Consider the following 15,091-nt stretch of genomic DNA (forward strand, 5'->3'; position numbering starts at 1 on the left):
GCGCGCCGTTGTCCTTTTTACTGGGCGTTGAATGTGAAAAGCCGCCCGCCTTCCAGCGTGTAGCCATCAATCAGAGCCTGCGCGCGCGGGCTCACCAGCCAGGTTTCCAGCTTCTGCGCCAGATCCGCCTTCACATGCGGATGTTTGGCGGGGTTGACCGGCAAATAGGCATATTGATTGAACAGGTCCGGATCCCCGGCATAAAGCAGGGCTAAGGCCCCCTTATTGCCAAATTTAAGCCAGCTCGCACGGTCACTCATGATGTAAGCGTTCAGCCCCGATGCGGTGTTGAGCGACGCCCCCATACCCGCACCTGCTTCTTTATACCACGCCACATCGCGCTGTTCTGCATCCACGCCCGCTGCGGCCCACAAAGACAGCTCCTTCTTATGCGTGCCACTGTCATCACCCCGGCTGACAAAGGGCGCCTGCACCTCGGCAATCAGGCCCAAAGCCTGCGTTGCGGATTGCGCTTCTTTGATCTGTGCCGGATCCTCCGACGGACCGATGAAGACAAAATCATTATACATGATTTCGCGGCGATGCGTGCCATAGCCTGCGGCGACAAACTTTTCTTCGGAGGCTTTGGAATGCACCAAAATGGCATCCACATCTCCAGCCTCACCCAGTCGCAAAGCCTGACCGGTGCCCACCACCAAAAGCTGAACCTCCAGCCCCAGATCTGCCTCGATCTCTGGCAAGAGCACATCTGCCAGCCCCGAGTTATGGAAAGACGTGGTCACGGCCATCTTCATGTTCTCTGCCTGCGCCGTCAAAGCACTACAGCACAAAAGCGTCGCCGCAATAATCGTTCCAAGTTTCATTCGACAATATCTCCCTTCAGGAATGCGCGCGCTTCCTTGGATTTTGGATTTTCAAAAAACTGATCGGCCGGCGTGGTTTCCAGAATGCAGCCGTGATGGATGAACCAGATGTCTTCAGCGAGGCGGCGGGCCTGTCCGACATCATGTGTGGACATGACAATGCGTGTCCCGCCCGCGTGCGCGCCGCGCAGAATTTCTTCAAACTCGCGTGTGGCCTGCCCATCCAGATTGGCACAGGGTTCATCCAGAAACAGGATCTGCGGATCGCGGATCAACGCCCGTGCCAGCGCCATTTTCTGGCGCTCCCCCCCAGAGAGCACAGTGGCGCGTTTGTCGGCACTGTCGCTTAATCCAACCCGCGCCAGCCACTCTGCAGCCCGTGCCCGCGCCTGCGCGCGTGCCACGCCATGCACGATCAAGGGATAGGCCACATTGTCCAGGGCACTGCGCCGCATCATGATCGGTGCCTGAAACACAAAAGCCTGCGCGGCGCGCGCCTGCGGCTCGGGCACCTGCCACGTCAACCGCCCACCGCGTGCCAGACGCTCCATGCCATGCAACATGCGCAGCAAGGTGGTTTTGCCCGCCCCATTGGGCCCCATCACAATCGACAAGCCTTCTGTGGCAACCTGCGTATTAACCGGCCCCAGCAAGACCTTGCCCCGGCGGCGCACAACCGCGTTTTCCACCTGCAACGGGAGAATCGATCCTACCATCGTCCGCTCACCTCCGTGCGCGACAGCATGTGGATCACCAGATTGACAGCCACGGCCAGCCCGATCAGCACAAAGCCCAGCGCAAGGGCGAGGGCAAAGTTGCCCTTCCCTGTCTCAAGCGAAATCGCCGTGGTCAGCACCCGTGTGGCGTGGTCAATGTTGCCCCCCACAATCATGATCGCCCCGACCTCACCAATGCCGCGCCCAAACCCAGCCAGCGATGCGGTCAGCAGGGCCCGCCGCCCATCCCAAAGCAGCGTGAGAATGCGCTGGCGCCGTGTGGTATTCAGCGAAATCAACAGGTCATGATACTCCGCCCAGAGATCCCGAATGGCCTGATGGCTGATCGAGGCAATCAACGGTGTGAGGATCACCACCTGCGCAATGATCATCGCCGTGGGCGTAAACAACAGCCCAAAGACGCCAAATGGCCCAGACCGCGATAGCAGAATATAAACGATCAGCCCCACAACCACCGGCGGCAATCCCATAAGGGCATTGAGCATCGCGATCACAATCCGGCGGAACCGAAATCGGCGCACAGCCAACCAGCAGCCCAGAGGCAGGCCAATCAAAGAGGCTACAAACACCGCGCTCAACGTCACCTGCAAGGACCGCAGGGAGATCTCGATGAGATCGGGATCCAATGTGAGTATCATTTGGCCTGCCTGCAGCAGACCGGACAGGATCTCATTCATAGATAGGTACTGTGGTGCCTCCCTCGCCGCCTCTTGTAATCCAACAGGCGTCTTCCCGTGATTGTTTTATTTCTAGGGCTTGGCAAGCCGTCACGGAAGAAAAATGCACCAGCCCAATCGCGCCCTCACAAAATGGCACAAATTGTCCTGCGTCTCAGCTTCATCCGCGTCATTCTGTCCGTCAGGACCGGCATGGGCGCAAGAACAGCAATCTCATGATCGCGCGCGGTGCCGCTGAAATGTTCCAATCCGACGCCGCGCACAGGACCGGATTGACCAAAATCTCCACGGCTCCAATCGCTGTTCTTAATTGCAGCCCCCTGTGCCCAACACCTACCCCAGCCACGTCAGGGGTCTTAGGTTAAGATCAACCAACGCATTGATCGAGGAAGCGAAAATGACCCGACAGACCGAAGGGCGCGGACGCCGTTACGACAGCATTCTGGACACAGTGGGCAACACACCCGTGGTGCGTCTCAACCGGATCGCCCCATCCCATGTGAACCTCTTTGTAAAATTCGAAGCCGCCAATCCCGCAGGCTCCGTCAAGGACCGTCTGGCACTTAACATCATCGAAGCCGCCGAAAAAGACGGCCGCCTGAAACCGGGGCAAACCGTGGTTGAAGCCACCTCTGGCAACACCGGCATTGGTCTGGCCATGGTCTGCGCCGCCAAAGGCTATCCGCTTGTCATCACCATGTCTGAAGCCTTTTCTGTTGAGCGCCGCCGCCTGATGCGCTTTCTCGGCGCGCAGGTCGTGCTGACACCAAAGGCGCAGAAAGGCTTTGGCATGTACACCAAGGCCAAAGAGCTGGCAGAGGCCAACGGCTGGTTCCTCGCAAGCCAGTTTGAAACCGCAGACAATGCCGACATGCACGAAACCACCACCGCGCGCGAAATCCTCGCTGATTTTGCCGATACTTCGCTGGATTACTGGGTCACCGGCTACGGCACGGGGGGCACGCTTTCCGGCGTGTCGCGCGTCTTGCGCCGCGAAAGCCCAGACACCAAGATCATCCTGTCTGAACCCGCCAATGCAGCGCTTGTAGATTCAGGCTACATCAACAGCCGCAACGAAGCGCATCAGGCCACCGAAAGCCATCCGAATTTTGAACCGCACCCCATTCAGGGCTGGACCCCGGATTTCATCCCATGGGTGCTTCAGGAGGCGCTGGATAAAAAGGGCTATGACCGCCTGATCAAAACCACCGGACCAGACGGTATCGTATGGTCTCGTCGTCTTGCCGCAGAAGAAGGCATCTTCGTAGGCATTTCGGCCGGTGCCACATTGGCCGCCGCAATTGAGGTGGCACAGGATGCACCCGAAGGCAGCAACATTCTGGTCATGCTGCCCGACACCGGCGAGCGCTACCTGTCCACCCCGCTGTTTGAGGGTGTGGCCGAAGACATGAGCGACGAAGAACGCGCGCTCTCACATTCCACGCCCAGCGCCCAGCTGTAGCCCGCCCCCTCTGCTGGGCCGGTCCCCTCACCGGTCCAGCATGCGCCACTCTCCCACGCGCCAGAACCGGCAAGACTGGCACGGTGGCCACAAACCCGCTACAGAGTGAAGCCAATCCTGCGAAAAGAGGGCCGCACAGTGATCAGCTTAAAAGATCTCGAATTCCTGTCCTCTCTGGCGCGCCATGGCCATTTCGCACGCGCCGCCGAAGAATGCGGCGTATCCCAACCAGCCTTCAGCATGCGCATTCGCAAACTCGAAGAGCGGCTCGATGCGGCCATCGTCAAACGCGGCAACCGGTTTCAGGGCTTCACACCAGAAGGCGAAGCGCTGGTGCGGCACGCCCGCAAAATCATGGACAGTGTCAAACTGCTCGAAGAGGAATTCCGCTCTGCTGGCGGTGAGGTCACCGGGCAACTCTCGCTGGCGGTGATTCCCACCGCTGTGGGCTTTGCCGCACAGGCTATTGGCAAATTGCGTGCCGGCAATCCCGCCATCACCGTGCGTCTGCAAACCGCCTCGTCACTGACCATTCAGCAAGGGCTGGAAAAACGCGTTTTTGATGCAGGCATCACCTATGGCGAAGGCGTCTCCCCCGAAATGATGCGCGTCGAGCATCTTTATGAAGAACGCTACGTGCTGGTGGCCCCCCAAACACTCGCCCCCCGTCTCTCTGGCACCGCCAGTTGGGCAGAAGCCGCAGAACTGCCGCTCAGCCTGCTCGACCCAAGCATGCAGAACCGGCGCATTCTGGATCTGGTCTTTCGCGAGGCTGGTCTCCTGCCTTCTGTGATTGCCGAAACCAGCGAGTTTACCTCGTCGCTCCTGATGGCGGCCAACGGGGTGGCAGCGACGGTGATTCCCGAAAGCCTGCTCGAGGGGCTTGGGGACAGAAAAGGCATTGTGGCCCTCCCCCTTGGTGATCCGGCGGTTGAAAAAGACGTCAGTCTGGTGACGCCACACCGGCTGCCAGGCCTCTCCACGGTTGAAGCTTTACGTCGCGTCCTCAATCTTGGAGAGTGATAACTTTTGCTTATCTAAAGATAAAATCTGCCTGATTGATCATCACCAATAGTGATGTCACCCTATGCCGATCTGGTAGGGAGAGCACTATGGTACCGCTGGACGACTCAAAAGGCGTTTGGAAAAAGAAGGGCACCGGCAAATCACGCCGCACGCCCAAAGGGCGGCAGGTTGATGATGCCGCTTTAAACGAGGTTCAGGCGCTGATCGGGGGCATGCCCCTGCGTCGCGATTTGCTGATCGAATATCTTCATCTGATTCAAGATGCTTATGGGCATCTCTCTGCGGCGCATATCCGCGCGCTGGCCGAAGAAATGCGCATTGCGCAGGCCGAGATCTATGAGGTCGCAACCTTCTACGCGCATTTTGATGTGGTGGCCGAAGACGACACGCCCCCGCCCGCGCTCACAATCCGCGTCTGCGATTCGCTGTCCTGCGAACTGGCCGGTGCCGAACAGCTGCGCAAAGCGCTGGAAATCGGCATGGACCCCTCCGAAGTCCGCGTGCTGCGCGCGCCCTGCATGGGCCGCTGTGACACCGCACCGGTGGTCGAAGTGGGCCACAACCACATCCCGCACGCCACCCATGAAAAGGTGAACGCCGCCATTCACGCGGGTGAGTTGCACCCGCAGATCGGCGACTATCAGCAATTTGCGGAATATATGGCCGATGGCGGCTATCAAACCCTGCATGCTCTGCGCGACAATGGCGATTGGGAAGCGGTGCAGGAGCAAATCAAAGAGGCCGGTTTGCGCGGCCTTGGTGGCGCGGGCTTCCCGTCTGGCACCAAATGGGGCTTTGTGCGCGCCAATCCCGGCCCCCGCTATCTGGCGGTGAACGGCGATGAGGGCGAGCCCGGCACCTTCAAAGATCGCCACCATCTGGAACGCAACCCGCATATGTTTCTTGAGGGCATGCTGATTGCGGCATGGGCGGTCGAGGCCGTGACCTGCTTCATCTACATGCGCGACGAGAATCCCGGCGTGATCAAGATCCTGAAAAAAGAGATCGCCAAGCTCGTCGATGCGGGCATTGTCGCCGAAGATTACATCGAAGTCCGCCGTGGTGCAGGTGCCTATATCTGCGGCGAAGAAAGCGCGATGATCGAATCGATCGAAGGCAAGCGCGGCCTACCCCGCCACCGTCCACCTTTTGTGGCCCAAGTCGGTATCTTCAACCAGCCCACCCTCGTGCACAATGTGGAGACGCTTTACTGGGTGGCGCGAATTGCCCGTTTTGGCCCACAGGTGCTGAATGCGGTGGAGAAGAACGGTCGCAAGGGTCTGCGCAACTATTCGGTGTCCGGCCGTGTGGCGGAACCGGGCGTCTATCTGCTGCCAGCAGGTTCCACCATTGAGGACATCATCGAAGCGGCGGGCGGCATGGCAGAGGGCCATGTGTTCAAAGCCTATCAGCCCGGCGGCCCCTCCTCCGGTCTGTTGCCAGCAACGCTGAATGACGTGCCGCTGGATTTTGACACGCTGCAACCTTATGGCACCTTTATTGGCTCCGCCGCTGTGGTTGTGCTGTCAGATCAGGACAGCGCCAAAGATGCCGCACTCAACATGCTCAAGTTCTTTGAAGATGAGAGCTGTGGTCAATGTACCCCCTGCCGCACCGGCTGTGAAAAAGCGGTGAAGCTGATGCAGGCGGACAGCTGGGATCAACCCCTTCTCGAAGATCTGTGTCAGGTGATGGGCGATGCCTCCATCTGTGGTCTTGGACAGGCGGCACCCAACCCGATCCGGTTGGTGATGAAACACTTTGGGGAGGAGATCTGAGATGGCTGACGGTGCACAACTGAACATGGTGACCTTCTCTCTGAACGGCAAAGATGTGACCGTGCCGGAGGGCACAACAATTTGGGACGCCGCCAATGGCGACGGCTTTGTGATCCCGCATCTGTGCCACAAACCGGCCAAGGGCTATCGCCCGGATGGCAACTGCCGCGCCTGTGTGGTGGAAGTGGAAGGGGAGCGCACACTTGTGGCCTCCTGTATCCGCCCCGCCAGCGACGGCATGGTGGTGCACACCGAGAGCACCCGCGCCAAGAAGGCCCGCGAGATGGTGATCGAGCTGCTGGCAGCGGATCAGCCGGAGGTGAAACATGACGCCTCCAGCCATTTCTCCAAAATGGCCGAGCAGGTGGGCGTAGAAGCCTCCCGCTTCCCAGCCAAAGCGCCAGAGGCGATCCCGCTTCTGGATGCCAGCCACGTGGCGATGAACGTCAATCTGGACGCCTGTATCAACTGTAACCTCTGTGTGCGCGCCTGCCGCGAGGTTCAGGTGAATGACGTGATTGGCGTGGGCGGACGCGGTGCGGCTTCCCAGATCATTTTTGACCAGAACGACCCGATGGGCGCCTCTTCCTGTGTGGCCTGTGGCGAATGTGTTCAGGCCTGCCCGACCGGCGCGCTGATGCCAGCCACAGTGCTGGATGAGAATCAGGCGGGCGACAGCGCGGATTATGACCGCGAAGTCGAGAGCGTCTGCCCCTATTGCGGTGTGGGCTGTCAGATCAAGTTCAAGGTCAAAGACAACAAGATCAAATATGTCGAAGGCATTGACGGCCCGGCCAATGAAAACCGGCTTTGCGTCAAAGGACGCTTCGGGTTTGACTATATCCACCACCCGCACCGGCTGACCAAGCCGCTGATCCGGCGCGAGGATGCGCCGCCCAAGGGGTTGAACGTGGATCCGGGCAATCTGATGACCCATTTCCGCGAAGCAAGCTGGGAAGAGGCGCTGGATGCGGCGGCTGGTGGACTGGCCAAGCTGCGTGCCGAGAAAGGCACCAATGTGGCCGGGTTCGGCTCTGCCAAATGTTCCAACGAGGAAGCCTATCTGTTCCAGAAGCTGATCCGTCAGGGCTTTGGCCACAACAACGTCGACCACTGCACCCGCCTGTGCCACGCCTCCTCGGTGTCAGCCTTGCTGGAAAATGTCGGCTCCGGTGCGGTGACCGCCACTTTTAATGAGATCGAAAACGCGGATGTGGCGATCACCATCGGCTGTAACCCGATCGAGAACCACCCGGTTGCGGCGACCTACTTCAAGCAGTTCACCAAACGCGGCGGCAAGCTGATTGTCTGTGACCCGCGCGGCGTGGGGCTGGGGCGCTATGCCTCCCACAAGCTGCAGTTCAAGCCGGGCGCGGATGTCTCCATGCTGAACGCGATCATGCATGTGATCGTGGAAGAAGAGCTTTATGATGAGACCTATATCTCGCAGTTCACCGAGAACTGGGAAGAGATGAAAGCCCATCTGAAGGACTTCAGCCCGGAAGCGATGGAGCCAATCTGTGGCATCGAGCCAGAGCTGCTGCGCGATGCGGCACGCACCTTTGCCAAAGGCAAGGCGGGCATGATCTTCTGGGGGATGGGCGTCAGCCAGCACATCCACGGCACCGACAATGCCCGCTGCCTGATCAGCCTTGCGCTGATGACCGGCAACGTGGGTAAGCCGGGCGCTGGCCTGCACCCGCTGCGTGGTCAGAACAACGTTCAGGGTGCCTCTGATGCGGGTCTGATCCCGATGTTCCTGCCGGACTACCAGTCGGTGATGGATGACGGTGTGCGGTCGGCTTTCACCAAGGTCTGGGACAGCGAGGATTTCTCTGCGCAGAAAGGCCTGACCGTGGTGGAGATCATGCATGCGATCCATGATGGCGACATCAAAGGCATGTATATCCTCGGGGAAAACCCGGCGATGTCTGACCCGGATGTGGATCACGCCCGCCAGGCGCTGGCGATGCTGGATCATCTGGTGGTGCAGGATATCTTCCTGACCGAGACCGCCAACTACGCCGATGTGATCCTGCCAAGCTCTGCCTGGTATGAGAAATCCGGCACGGTGACCAACACCAACCGTCAGGTCCAGATGGGCCGCCCTGTCACGCCGCCTCCGGGCGAGGCCAAGGAAGACTGGTGGATCGAGGTCGAGCTGGCCAAACGTCTGGGGCTGAACTGGTCTTACACGCACCCCAAAGAGGTGTTTGCGGAGATGAAGCTCAACATGGGCTCGCTCAACAACATCACCTGGGAGCGTCTGGAAGGCGAGGCGGTGACCTATCCGTCGCTGAGCCCGGAAGATCCCGGTCAGGCCATCGTGTTTGGCGACGGCTTCCCGCGTGAAGGCAAGCGGGCCCGGTTCACCCCGGCCTCTGTGATTGCGCCGGATGACGTGCAGAATGACGACTACCCGATGGTGCTGATCACCGGGCGTCAGCTGGAGCATTGGCACACCGGGTCGATGACCCGCCGCGCCACCACGCTGGATGCGCTGGAGCCGGAAGCAAACTGTTCGCTGCACCCCTCGACCCTGCGCAAGCTGGGTGTGGAGCCGGGCGAGTACGTACGCCTGACCACGCGGCGGGGCTCTGTGACGGTGATGGCCCGTATGGACCGCGCCGTGGCACCGGACAATGTGTTCCTGCCCTTTGCCTATGTGGAAGCGGCGGCCAACATCCTGACCAATGCCGCTTTGGATCCTTACGGCAAGATCCCGGAGTTCAAATTCTCCGCACTCAAGGTGGAAAAGGCCGAAACGCCGACCATCGCCGCAGAGTGATAGATCACTAATAACAAAGGCCGCGTCCCAATCTGAGACGCGGCCTTTTTGGTGGTGTAATATCTTTTTTGATCAATCACTTGGCATTGTGGCCAGCATGCTGTCGCGCTTGGCAAACTCCGCATACCAGCCAGCAAGCCCATCCCGACCCTGCCGCCAATTGCGATCTCCGTGGCGAAAATCCAGATAGCCCAACGCACAGCCCACAGCGATCTGCCCCATATCCAGCGGCCCAAACAGATGGCTCATCCAGCGTTCATTCAGCGCATCAAGCGCGCCCGCAACCTTGCCCCATTGCGCCTCAATCCAGTCCTCAAAAACCATATTCTCAGGGCGCAGCCGTTTTTCATAGACCATGAGCACCGCCGCCTCGAGCATGCCGTCCGCTGTCGCCTCCAAGGTCAAGACATCCCAAAGGCGCTCTTCAGGATAGAGATCGGACTTGGCCCGGGCCACTAGATAGCGACAGATCACCCGGCTGTCATAGAGGGCCGGACCATCCGGACGCACAAGCGCCGGAATTTTACCCAAAGGATTGGCTGCCGCCGCCGCATCCGCGGTCGAAAGCGCCGTGGTTTTCACACCCTCAAGCGTAACGTCTGCGCTCTGCCCTGTTTCAGCAAGAGTCACGGAAACTTTGCGCACAAACGGCGAGGAGGGGGAATGGATCAGTTTCAATTGGGACATATCATTCACTCTGTTTCTAATGTGTTTCAGGTAAAACCCGAAATGCTATACGTCAGCAAAAGGCGATTGCATCAGCGCCGCCAGTTCACGCGCCTCACTGCCAAAGCCATAGGCTGCCATATGCTGTGCAGCCGCCAGCCGAACCTCTGCAGGCTTGTTCTGGCCCAGTTTCCAGGTGCTCTGCACATCTTCTATGGTCAGCCGGAACGGCACAATCATACGCAGCATGCGCTCAAAACTGTCCCCCTGCATCTTCTCGCGAGTCCAAGGCGTCTTCGGCGACAACATCGCTTCAAAATGGGCCGAGAGCCGATCCAGCAGCGCGGGCAGATCTTCCTGCGGCAGTGGCTGCAAAAAACCCGTCAGATGCACCGCGACATAATTCCACGTCGGCACCTGATCCGCGACCTCATACCAATCCGGAGACACATAACTGTCCGGTCCGCTGACCGCGAGCCGCACCGCCCCGCCTGTGTGCAACGCACGCACCATCGGGTTGGAGCGCACAAGGTGCAAATCCGCGCTCTTGCCATCTTCCGCCACCAAAAAAGGCACATGGCTGATCAAAGGCGCCTGATCTGCAACGGAGGCCGCCAACATGCCAAAGCCACGCGCGCGCGCAAAGGCCAGACTCTCTTCTGTCTCGGTGCCTCGAAAGGCTGGATTGGGATGCATGATCTGCGCCTCGTCTCTGGGTCACCGCGATGTTGCAAAGCTCTGCGAAGATTGGCAAGGTGCCATCGTTCTCAGGGCGGGGTGAAATTCCCCACCGGCGGTATACGGGCACGACCCGTAAGCCCGCGAGCGGCGTCTTAGTGCAGATGCATCCACATCCCCAAAAGTGGGAACCGGTTTTGGGATCAGATGTGGAGCCAGCAAAGACGTGTCAGCAGATCTGGTGAGAGGCCAGAGCCGACGGTGAAAGTCCGGATGGAAGAGAACGTGCGATGGGTGTGGCCGTGGGGCTGCGCCTTATGCGCGCGTAATCGCCTTGGGTGACGTGTCTGAACCAAAGGAGATTACGATGACACACACCCGATTCGCCTTCATCAAGGCACAATGGCATGCCGATATCGTCGATCAGGCGCTCAAAGGCTTTTGCGAGCTGATTCCAGAAGCCCAAGTGGATGTTTTTGACGTGCCCGGCGCGTTTGAAATGCCCCTGCTGGCGCGGGATCTGGCCGAAAGCGGCCAATATGGCGCGGTGGCCGCCGCCGCGCTGGTGGTGGATGGCGGGATCTACCGCCATGATTTTGTAGCCCAAGCCGTGGTGGATGGGTTGATGCGCGCCGGATTGGACAGCGGCGTGCCCGTGCTGTCCGTGTCCCTTACGCCGCACCACTTTCAGGAAACCGAACACCACATGGCGATCTACAAAGCGCATTTTGTGGAAAAAGGCCGCGAGGCCGCCCGCGCCGCGCTTGGTATCTTGAAAACCCGCGAATCGCTTCAGAAAGCCGCCTAAGCCGGTAAAATGTGCCCGCAGAACACTGTGGGCGCATCCCCCGCCTGCCAGACCGGCAGTTTGGGCATGATGGTGGCAAAAGCCTCAGAGTCCAGAAACCGCGCCAGCCAGTGGGCGAGGTTTGGCCCCGCTTCCGCATCAAAGCGGGCTTTGTCGATAAAGGCAAACTGGCGCACAAAGGGCAGGATCGCCATATCCGCCAAGCGCGGTTTGTCTCCAAAGAGCCAGCCGTCGCCCAACTGATCTTCCAAACTGTTCAGAAACTGCATGGCTTCTGCGCGGCTCTCCTCGGGATCCGCATCTGCATATCGCGTGTGATACTTAGTGCGATCCAGCGCGCGTTTGAACGGGCCATCCGCCGTCTCAATCAGGGCAAAACCCGCCTCCGGCATCTCCAGCCAACCCTGCGGATCCTTCTGGCGCAGCGCCCAGAGCATCACATCAAGGCTTTCATCAATCACCTCTGCGCCGTCTTTCAGACAGGGCACAGTGCCGCTAGGCGAGGTTTCAAGAAAGGCCGCCGCCTTGTTGCGCAGCAGGATTTCCCGCAGCTCCACAGAGACGCCCGAGACCGCCACCGCCAGCCGCGCCCGCATGGCATAGGGACAGCGCCGAAAGGAATAGAGAATGGGTCGCGTTTTTTCCCGCATGGCTTCATTTGACTCCAAATATCCCGGGGGAATCGCGCCTGCGCGATGGGGGCTGGCCCCCTATCTTACGACGCCCGCAGCTGTGTCCCCTCGATGGCGGTGATCGCTGCAGTCACAATACTGCCTTCCTGCTGGGGCACATCAAACTTCACCTCGGTGAATTGTTCCGTGCGGCCCATATGGGCGTTTTCCATCAGGATGTGATGGGTTCTGCCCAGCTGCGCGGCCAGATGCCGGGCCACCTGCGCCTCCCCCGCCGCACGCAGCGCGGCAGCGCGGGCCTTGATCACCTTGCCATTGACCTGACTGGGGATCTTCGCCGCTGGCGTGCCTTCGCGTTTGGAATAGGGGAAGACATGCAGCCAGGTGAGATCGCACTCCTCCACGAGCTTCAGTGAATTGGCAAAATGCGCGTCGGTTTCGGTGGGGAAGCCTGCGATGATGTCCGCGCCAAAGGTCATGGCGGGGCGCAGCTTTTTGGCCTCTTCACAGAATCGGATCGCATCATCGCGCAGATGGCGCCGCGCCATGCGTTTCAGAATCAGATCATCGCCATGTTGCAGGCTGAGATGCAGATGCGGCATCAGACGTGGCTCGGTGGCGATTGCCATCATCAGGTTTTCATCCACCTCAATGCTGTCAATCGAGCTGATGCGCAGGCGCGGCAGATCCGGCACCAGCTTGAGAATGCGCATCACCAGATCACCCAGCTTTGGCTGCATCGGCTGATCCGCGCCCCAGCTGGTGAGATCCACACCGGTGAGCACCACCTCGTTAAAGCCTTTGTCCACCAGACGTTTGATCTGATCCACCACCACACCGGCGGGCACAGAGCGCGAATTGCCCCGGCCATAGGGAATGATGCAGAAGGTGCAGCGGTGGTCACAGCCGTTCTGCACCTGTACATAGGCGCGCGAGCGGGTGCCAAAGCCATCAATCAGATGACCTGCTGTTTCGGTGACCGACATGATGTCGTCCACCTGTACCTTTTCGGTATTACCAATGAAATCCGGACCACGAGGGCGCGCCATATCCTGCCAGGTGCCGGGCTGCATCTTCTCGGTGTTGCCGACCACCTTATCGACCTCGCCCATGGCGGCAAAAGTCTCCGGCTCGGTCTGTGCCGCGCAGCCGGTGACGATGATTTTGGCGTCAGGGTTTTCACGGCGCAGGCGGCGAATCTCCTGACGGCTTTTGCGCACAGCCTCAGCCGTCACAGCACAGGTGTTCACGATCACGGCGTTTTCCAGCCCGGCAGACTGCGCCATGTCTTTCATCGCCTCAGATTCGTAAGAATTCAGGCGACACCCAAGTGTGGTGAACTTTGGCGGGGCGACGCTCATTTTGCGCGCTCCAGAAAAGCGGTGGTGAACTCTCCACTAAACACATGTTCAGTGCCACCCGTCATCCAGACGCCATCCTCAGCCCAGTCAATCCAGAGCGTGCCGCCATCCAGATCAATCTGTACCTTGCGGCCCGTGAGGCCCCGGCGCGCCGCCGCCACAGCAGTGGCACAGCTGGAAGAGCCAGAGGCCAGCGTGATGCCTACGCCGCGCTCCCACACCCGCATACGAATGTGATTCTCCCCAACAACCTGCGCGACCTGTACATTGGTGCGCTCAGGATAAAGCGGATGGTGCTCATGGGCCGCGCCAAAAGCAGGCAGATCCACCGCCGCCACATCCTCCACAAAGAAGGTGCAATGCGGATTGCCCATGCCTGTGGCCGTTGGGCCCCCGTCGATGGGCAGTTCAAGCGTGTCCATCTCATGGGAGAGGGGAATCTCATCCCACAGCAATTGCGGATGGCCCATATTTACAGACACAAGCCCCGCACCGGCCTCACGGGCAAACAATGTGCCACGATCCGTGGTGAGCGTCAGCGACGCAGCCCCGCCTTCATCCATCAAATGTCGTGCAATACAGCGAGTCGCATTGCCACAGGCCGCTGAGGTCGACCCATCCGCATTGTAAAAAATCAGATGCGCATCGGCATTGTTGCCCACTGCACCCGGTGCAATCACCGCAAGTTGGTCGAATCCAACACCTTTTTGGCGATCTGCGATGGCTGTGATTTGCGACTCGGTCAGCTCAAAGGCCCGCGCACGAGCGTCAACAACGACAAAATCATTGCCAAGCCCATGCATTTTCATAAAGGGCAAAGGGGTGTTTGCGCGTGTATCCATTGGGCGGATATACGCTCGATCCAAATTAGTTTCCAGTGGCGCGATTTTTTTCTCAGAATCCGCTTGACCCCCCCGGCGCACAACACTAGAACCCGCCCTCACAGAGTGGGCCGTTAGCTCAGTTGGTAGAGCAACTGACTTTTAATCAGTGGGTCATAGGTTCGAATCCTATACGGCTCACCACTGAAATCAAATACAAGCTGATCCTTATAATGTCCCATGCAGGTACAGAGTAAGGATCGCTGTATTCGGTTTTTCTTCTCCTTGCTTACCGCTGACTTTCCGACCCTCTGGCGCGCCCTCCGCGCATTTGGCCGGCACATTCCCAGCCGCATAGATTGCAGCCCCGAAAGCAAAGGAGAGGCCGCAAACAAAAAGGGCCGCTCAAAAGAGCGACCCTTTCCGTAACTGTGATCAACGCGATCAGCCGTTCACGCTGTCTTTCAGCGCTTTGGCGATGGTCATTTTCACAACCTTGTCCGCCTCTTTCTTGATCTGCTCACCGGTGGCCGGGTTGCGAACCATACGCTCAGGACGCTCACGGCAGTAGATTTTGCCAACGCCTGGCAGAGTCACTGCACCACCAGCAGACACTTCGCGAGTGATCAGCGCGCATACGGCTTCCAGAGCTGCGCCTGCGGATTTCTTGTCAGAACCCATTTCCTCGGCCAGAGCGGCAACGAGTTGGGTCTTGGTCATCGGTTTCGCCATTTCAGGTCTCCATTAGTCTGCCCGAATATTGGGCCTCGTGGGCGGCATTTAACGGGATGTGGTAGGTGAACACAATAAATTGTGTCGCTAAAAACCAAGTT

The 15,091-nt window shown here is 59.2% G+C and carries 14 protein-coding genes, 1 tRNA gene and 1 riboswitch; of the genes, 6 read left to right on the plus strand and 9 right to left on the minus strand.

Annotation, left to right across the window (positions count from 1 at the left end; genetic code table 11):
- Positions 1–17 precede the first annotated feature (17 nt).
- Genes SHM7688_RS03500 through SHM7688_RS03510 form a run of 3 tightly spaced genes read right to left on the minus strand, consistent with a single transcriptional unit; the run spans position 18 to position 2,238 of the window.
- Complete coding sequence (locus SHM7688_RS03500) at positions 18–824, minus strand: ABC transporter substrate-binding protein (protein ID WP_058238607.1); 807 nt, start codon at positions 822–824, stop codon at positions 18–20.
- Positions 821–1,540, minus strand: a complete 720-nt coding sequence (locus tag SHM7688_RS03505) for an ATP-binding cassette domain-containing protein (RefSeq protein ID WP_058238608.1) — start codon at positions 1,538–1,540, stop codon at positions 821–823. Before SHM7688_RS03505 ends, SHM7688_RS03500 begins: the two co-directional genes overlap by 4 nt.
- Positions 1,534–2,238, minus strand: a complete 705-nt coding sequence (locus tag SHM7688_RS03510) for an ABC transporter permease (protein WP_058238609.1) — start codon at positions 2,236–2,238, stop codon at positions 1,534–1,536. The genes SHM7688_RS03505 and SHM7688_RS03510 overlap by 7 nt, the downstream gene beginning before the upstream one ends.
- 397 nt (positions 2,239–2,635) lie before the next feature.
- On the opposite strand from SHM7688_RS03510, the gene cysK reads away from it, so the two are divergent.
- The 4 genes from cysK to fdhF all read left to right on the plus strand — a co-directional run bounded on the left by cysK (position 2,636) and on the right by fdhF (position 9,292).
- A complete protein-coding gene (gene cysK, locus SHM7688_RS03515; RefSeq protein WP_058238985.1) occupies positions 2,636–3,700 on the plus strand; it encodes a cysteine synthase A in 1,065 nt (354 codons plus the stop codon).
- 138 nt (positions 3,701–3,838) lie between these two features.
- Positions 3,839–4,723, plus strand: a complete 885-nt coding sequence (locus SHM7688_RS03520; protein ID WP_058238986.1) for a LysR family transcriptional regulator — start codon at positions 3,839–3,841, stop codon at positions 4,721–4,723.
- 89 nt (positions 4,724–4,812) lie between these two features.
- Entirely contained in the window at positions 4,813–6,504 is a 1,692-nt protein-coding gene (locus tag SHM7688_RS03525; RefSeq protein WP_058238610.1) for an NAD(P)H-dependent oxidoreductase subunit E, read from the plus strand.
- A 1-nt stretch (position 6,505) separates the two neighbouring features.
- Entirely contained in the window at positions 6,506–9,292 is a 2,787-nt protein-coding gene (fdhF, locus tag SHM7688_RS03530) for a formate dehydrogenase subunit alpha (RefSeq protein ID WP_058238611.1), read from the plus strand.
- Positions 9,293–9,364: 72 nt separating this feature from the next.
- On the opposite strand, the gene SHM7688_RS03535 is transcribed toward fdhF, so the two are convergent.
- Both SHM7688_RS03535 and SHM7688_RS03540 read right to left on the minus strand, forming a co-directional pair.
- Complete coding sequence (locus tag SHM7688_RS03535) at positions 9,365–9,979, minus strand: glutathione S-transferase family protein (RefSeq protein WP_370733045.1); 615 nt, start codon at positions 9,977–9,979, stop codon at positions 9,365–9,367.
- Positions 9,980–10,024: 45 nt separating this feature from the next.
- A complete protein-coding gene (locus SHM7688_RS03540) occupies positions 10,025–10,654 on the minus strand; it encodes an FMN-binding negative transcriptional regulator (protein WP_058238612.1) in 630 nt (209 codons plus the stop codon).
- Positions 10,655–10,717: 63 nt separating this feature from the next.
- A riboswitch (FMN riboswitch) is annotated at positions 10,718–10,925 on the plus strand.
- A gap of 78 nt (positions 10,926–11,003) precedes the next feature.
- Here SHM7688_RS03540 and SHM7688_RS03545 point away from each other — a divergent pair.
- A complete protein-coding gene (locus tag SHM7688_RS03545) occupies positions 11,004–11,444 on the plus strand; it encodes a 6,7-dimethyl-8-ribityllumazine synthase (protein ID WP_058238613.1) in 441 nt (146 codons plus the stop codon).
- On the opposite strand, the gene SHM7688_RS03550 is transcribed toward SHM7688_RS03545, so the two are convergent.
- The 3 genes from SHM7688_RS03550 to dapF all read right to left on the minus strand — a co-directional run bounded on the left by SHM7688_RS03550 (position 11,441) and on the right by dapF (position 14,279).
- Positions 11,441–12,094 carry a glutathione S-transferase gene (locus tag SHM7688_RS03550; protein ID WP_058238614.1) on the minus strand — a complete coding sequence of 218 codons (654 nt, stop codon included), beginning with the start codon at positions 12,092–12,094 and terminating at the stop codon, positions 11,441–11,443. The genes SHM7688_RS03545 and SHM7688_RS03550 overlap by 4 nt on opposite strands.
- A gap of 65 nt (positions 12,095–12,159) precedes the next feature.
- Complete coding sequence (gene mtaB, locus SHM7688_RS03555) at positions 12,160–13,437, minus strand: tRNA (N(6)-L-threonylcarbamoyladenosine(37)-C(2))-methylthiotransferase MtaB (RefSeq protein WP_058238615.1); 1,278 nt, start codon at positions 13,435–13,437, stop codon at positions 12,160–12,162.
- On the minus strand, positions 13,434–14,279 hold the full coding sequence (dapF, locus tag SHM7688_RS03560; RefSeq protein WP_058238616.1) for a diaminopimelate epimerase: 846 nt from the start codon (positions 14,277–14,279) through the stop codon (positions 13,434–13,436). The genes mtaB and dapF overlap by 4 nt, the downstream gene beginning before the upstream one ends.
- 107 nt (positions 14,280–14,386) lie before the next feature.
- On the opposite strand from dapF, the gene SHM7688_RS03565 reads away from it, so the two are divergent.
- Positions 14,387–14,462, plus strand: a tRNA-Lys gene (locus SHM7688_RS03565).
- Positions 14,463–14,702: 240 nt separating this feature from the next.
- Here the strand turns inward: SHM7688_RS03565 and SHM7688_RS03570 are convergent.
- Positions 14,703–14,990, minus strand: a complete 288-nt coding sequence (locus SHM7688_RS03570; protein WP_058238617.1) for an HU family DNA-binding protein — start codon at positions 14,988–14,990, stop codon at positions 14,703–14,705.
- Positions 14,991–15,091: the final 101 nt, after the last annotated feature.

Origin of the sequence: Shimia marina (assembly GCF_001458175.1) — a bacterium.
Classification (GTDB): Bacteria; Pseudomonadota; Alphaproteobacteria; order Rhodobacterales; family Rhodobacteraceae; genus Shimia; species Shimia marina.